Genomic DNA, 5,105 nt, shown 5'->3' on the forward strand with positions numbered 1-5,105 from the left:
CACGGGATCCAACGCCACACAACCCACAGTCTAACCAACCAAAACAACCCCCAAGTAAACAACACGCAACACCAACGCCAACACATGCTGGCACAATCATCGACACCGACCATCACACCAGACGAGCCCCAACTCCGCCGCCGCCCAGCAATCAGCCCGACAACCAGCCCGGCAGCCCACCCAACAACAGCAACGCAGCAGCACCGCCTATCACGCCAGCCTCGGCAACACAGCAATCACAGCAACAACCGGCGGCAACCACACCAGCCGGCAGCAAACAACCCGCAGCAAACAACCACAACACCGTGCGTTCACCAAACGCGGGTATACCTGTAGGCATGACGAAAAAAATCGCAGTATTGACCGGAGCCGGCATCTCAACATCGGCCGGCATCCCCGACTTCCGCGGCCCGGACGGCGTCTGGACCAAACACCCCGACCAGATGAGCGTCTACGACATCGACGCGTTCCTCACCGACACAGAAGCGCGTGAATATTCATGGCGCTGGCAGAAGGAATCACCCGTATGGAACGCGCAGCCGGGCGCCGCGCACAAAGCGCTCGTCAAACTCGAGAAAGCCGGCATGCTCACGCTGCTGGCGACGCAGAACTTCGACGCCCTGCACGAAAAGGCCGGCAACTCGCCCGACATCATCGTCAACCTGCACGGCACCATCGGCACATCGCACTGCATGAAATGCCACGCCAAATACAACACCGCCGACATCATGGCCAAACTCGACGAGGAACCGGACCCCCACTGCCATCGGCTGCTCAAATATCAAGGCAACATGCCATGCAACGGCATGATCAAAACCGATGTCGTCTACTTCGGCGAGTCGCTGCCGGACGGCGCGATGGAGAAATCGTACAGCCTCGCCACCAAGGCCGACGAGCTGTGGGTGATCGGGTCCACGCTGGAGGTGTTCCCCGCGGCAAGCATCGTGCCGGTGGCGGCGCAGGCCGGCGTGCCGGTCACCATCATGAACATGGGGCGGACGCAATACGACCGGCTGGCCACGCGACTCATCCGGGAGGATATCGCCGTGGCCCTGCCGAAACTCGTGGACGAGACCATCGCCGAGAACAGCTGACGCGCAAGCCAGCCAAAGCGCGAATCAGTAGATGCGCTTGGGCTGGAAACCGGCCTCGCGCAAAGCGGTGAGAATGCGCTCGATATGATCAGGGCCGTTCGTTTCGACCGTGACGCCAAGCGACACCGCATTCGTGTAGTGGCCGGACGCCTTGAACTGATCATGGTCAAGCGCGATCACGTTGGCGCGCTCCTTGGCAAGCAGCGTCGCCACCTTGACCAGCTGGCCGGGCGTATCGGGCAGCTCCACTTCAAAGTTCATGATGCGGCCACGGGCGATCATGCCCTTCTGGATGACCGCGCCCATCGTCACCGTGTCGATGTTGCCGCCCGACATGATCGGCACCACCACATGCGGCCCCGGAGCGGACGCGAACTTGCGAGAACGCAGGTTCAGATGTTCCAAAGCGGCCAGCGACACCGCACCGGCGGCCTCGACCACCAGCTTGTGCTTCTCCAGCATGAGCAGAATCATCTCATTGATGTCGCGCTCGGTGACGGTGACCAGATCATCCAGGAACTCGTTGAGCAGAGCAAACGGCAGATCGCCCGGATGCTTGACCGCAACGCCCTCAGCCGACGTGACCACCTGATCGGCCGGAGTCACGCGGCCGGCGGCGAACGAATCCTTCCACGCGGGAGAACCCTCCGGGATCGCGCCGATCACGCGAACCTCCGGCTTGAACGTCTTGATGGCGAGCGCCACGCCGGCACCAAGACCGCCGCCGCCAAGCGGCACAACAACGTCGGTGACGTTCGGCACGTCTTCGAGGATTTCCAGACCGATCGTGCCTTGACCGCAGATGACCTCGTAGTCGTCGAACGGCGGCACGTAGATCATGCCTTCGGTTTCGGCGAGATGTGCGGCGTGGGCGGCGGATTCGTCAAACACGTCGCCGTAGAGCACCACGTCGGCACCATACGCCTTCGTGGCATCGACCTTGAGCGGAGGGGTGATCGTCGGCATGCAGATCGTCGCCTTCGCGCCGCGTTCGCGTGCCGCGTAGGCGACGCCCTGCGCATGGTTGCCTGCGGATGCGGTGACGATGCCGCGCGCGAGCTGCTCGTCGGAAAGCGAGGCGATCTTGTTGTATGCGCCACGGATCTTGAACGATCCGGTGACCTGAAGATTTTCCGGCTTGAGCAGGATCTCGTGGCCGGTCATCTCGCTGAGGGCTGGCGAAGGAATGATTTCGGTGTGACGGGCGGTCCCCTTCAACCGTTCGGCGGCAAGCTTCAGCTCGGCCGCATGATCACGTTGCAGTGCCTTGAGGACGTCTTTTTGTTCCATGAGGGTCATTGTATGCGTCGGGCTGGGCGAGGAGCGTTTTGCGTCCATCGCCGCTCACTGCCGAATGGCGGTAAGCAGGACACTCTGTGCAGGATGCACCGACGGCGGCCGCAGCCCGTACGTCGCGAGCGCGCGTCCGGTCATGAGCACCCCGTTAGGAGTCCACCATCCGAGCGGCGACTGTCCATTGCCAATTCCCAGCCCGTCAAGATCCAAATCCAGCCACAGCGGCTGTATGCGATACGTGCAGTCCGGGTCAAGCCCGGGCAGCCGCACCGGCGCCGCCGGATACGTGTCGGATGTGGTCAGCTGCGTGAACCGGTAGAACGCGGCGGAACGGTCCGGCTTGACCATGCCGTCCACACGCACCGCAGGGTCCGAGCAATCCGAATGCACGCAGGTATCGACCGCGAACCATTCGCGATGCTTCTTGAATTCGGCGATCCACTCGCCGAGCTTGGCCACGTTCGCATCCGACTCCTTGAGCAGATTCCATTCGACGCCCATGTGCCCGAAGAACGCCATCGCCATACGCATCTCCTGACTGGTCGCACGATGTGTGGAGTGTGCGGGGCTGGCCCCCACATGCTCGCCCATCATGAACGGCGGCACGAGCAGCGACGTGTAACGCTGGATATCGGCGCGTTCGACGGGATCGACGCAATCGGAAACCCAAATGCGATCCGTGATCTCAAGAATCCCAAGATCGACGCGCCCGCCGCCCGACGCACAGCTTTCGATCTCCAACCCGGGATGCGCGGTCTTCAGATCGTGCATCATCCGATACACCGCCAGCGTCTGCGCATGCACGGCCGGCCGACCGCTGCGCGGCGAGACCGCTTCGGTCACCAGCTTGTTGTGGTCCCACTTGATGTAGTCGATGCCCAGCTCGCCGACGAGACGATCCACGCAGCCGTACACGTACGCGTACGCGTCCGGATTCGTCAGGTCGACGACCTGCTGCGAGCGCCCCTGCATCGGCAGTCGGCTCGCGGTCGGACGCAGCACCCAGTCGGGATGCCGGCGCACCACATCGGACTGCAAGTTCGCCATTTCCGGCTCGAACCACAGTCCGAACTCCATGCCGAGCCCATGCACGTAATCGGCGAGCGCGCGTAGACTCTTCGGCCCGTCCGGCCACACGCTTTGCGCGATCTGCCAGTCGCCGAGTCCGCTGGTGTCGTCGCGGCGCGAACCGAACCAGCCGTCGTCGACAACGAATCGTTCCACGCCGATCGCCGCCGCCTTGTCGGCGAGCGCGGCCAGCGTATCGTAATTATGGTTGAAATACACGGCTTCCCACGTGTTGAGAATGACCGGTCGCGGCTTGTCGGCGATGCCGAGCGCGCGGCGTTCGTCGCGGTGAACGCGGCGCAAGTATTCGTGGAAGCGCGCGGCGACCTCGTTGAGCCCGTGACCATACGATCCGTAGACCCACGGCGTCGTGTACGATTCGCCGTTTGCGAGCGCGATTTCGCCGCCGAGCAGGATTTCGCCGCCGCCGATGAGTCCGGTCGTGTACGGCAGTCGTTCGACGGACAGAACGCTATTGCCACTCCAGCCGACGTGCACCGAGTACACGTCGCCGCGCGTGAAGCCGAAGCCCGGTTCGCCGGCGGACAGCAGCAGGCTTGCGTCGAAATCGGGGCGGCCGGCCATGGCGAGTTTTTCGAAACGGCCGACGGTGAGCGGCTGGCGCTGCGGGTGTCGTTCGCGTAAGTGATGGCCGGTGGTGGTGAGGATTTCGCTTGCGTCGGCGGGCAGCGGGAAGCCGAGTTCGATGCGGCCGATATCCAGTGTGCCGCCGCCGAGATTGGTGATTTCGAGGCGCTGGCGAATGAGCCCTGATTCGTCGAGCTCGCATGTCCAGATAATGCCGACGCCCTGCTCATCGTCGCTGGCTTCAACGGCGATGGTTGGGGTTTGGCTTGGATTCCCGCTGCTGCTGCGCTCGGCGAACAGTTGGTCGCCGACTGTGGCGGAGTGTGACGGTTGTGCCACTGCGCCGGCATCGTGTTCGATGGCGGTTGCAGTGACGGCTTCGACTTGGAATCGACAGTGCAGTTCAATGCCGTCGCGGCGGATTTCGCAACGTGGCGCGCCGATCCATGATTCGGATTGCGTGGGCAGTATCGACGGCCAGGCGGTGTCGTCGAGCGCGCCGGAGACGCGTTGCGGGCGCAGCGCATCGTATTGGCTGATGATGGTGGCCGGATCGGCGATTGGACGACCCCAGTGGACGAATCTCGGCAGATCGGCGCCCGCGAAGATCAGCGCAAACGCGACGCCCGCGGACGGCTGCTCGGCGTAGATCGCGGTCAGATCGGCGCCATCGGCGGCGGTTCCTTGGAATTGCTGGATGAGCGGCATTGCTGGCTCCTTGAAGGGTTGGTGGTTCACGGCTACAGTCGTTCGCATTGTTGTTGGAACGTGTACTGATATCGATGATATGGCGTTTGAGGCGTCGGCGCTGCTCGCTGTTCGCGAATGCGCTGAGCTCCCGGCGCCCCTAGGCTCGAACCGATTTCACCCCCTATTTCGAAACTGAGAGGCTGATTTTGAAGTTTACGGTGGTCTATCTCAAAACTGAGAGGCTACGCGAACGCATGACGACCACAGCATCAAGCCAAAAACAGCACAACCACGGTGACTTATCGGCTTACGGCAGCCTCTTAGTTTTGAGATAGACCACCGTGGAACGCAAAAACAGCCTCTCAGTTT

General features: G+C 62.5%; 3 protein-coding genes. 1 reads left to right on the plus strand and 2 read right to left on the minus strand.

Annotated features, from left to right (window positions below; genetic code table 11):
• Positions 1 to 338: 338 nt before the first annotated feature.
• Complete coding sequence (locus tag EHS19_RS10280) at positions 339 to 1,094, plus strand: Sir2 family NAD-dependent protein deacetylase (protein ID WP_151917670.1); 756 nt, start codon at positions 339 to 341, stop codon at positions 1,092 to 1,094.
• A 24-nt stretch (positions 1,095 to 1,118) separates the two neighbouring features.
• Here EHS19_RS10280 and ilvA read toward each other — a convergent pair whose 3' ends face one another.
• Together ilvA and EHS19_RS10290 are read right to left on the minus strand one after the other, a co-directional pair.
• On the minus strand, positions 1,119 to 2,384 hold the full coding sequence (gene ilvA, locus EHS19_RS10285) for a threonine ammonia-lyase (RefSeq protein WP_151917671.1): 1,266 nt from the start codon (positions 2,382 to 2,384) through the stop codon (positions 1,119 to 1,121).
• Between the two features lie 54 nt (positions 2,385 to 2,438).
• A complete protein-coding gene (locus tag EHS19_RS10290; protein WP_151917672.1) occupies positions 2,439 to 4,754 on the minus strand; it encodes an alpha-galactosidase in 2,316 nt (771 codons plus the stop codon).
• Between the last annotated feature and the right edge of the window lie 351 nt (positions 4,755 to 5,105).

The sequence above is a fragment of the Bifidobacterium jacchi genome, assembly GCF_009078285.1.
Taxonomy (GTDB): domain Bacteria; phylum Actinomycetota; class Actinomycetes; order Actinomycetales; family Bifidobacteriaceae; genus Bifidobacterium; species Bifidobacterium jacchi.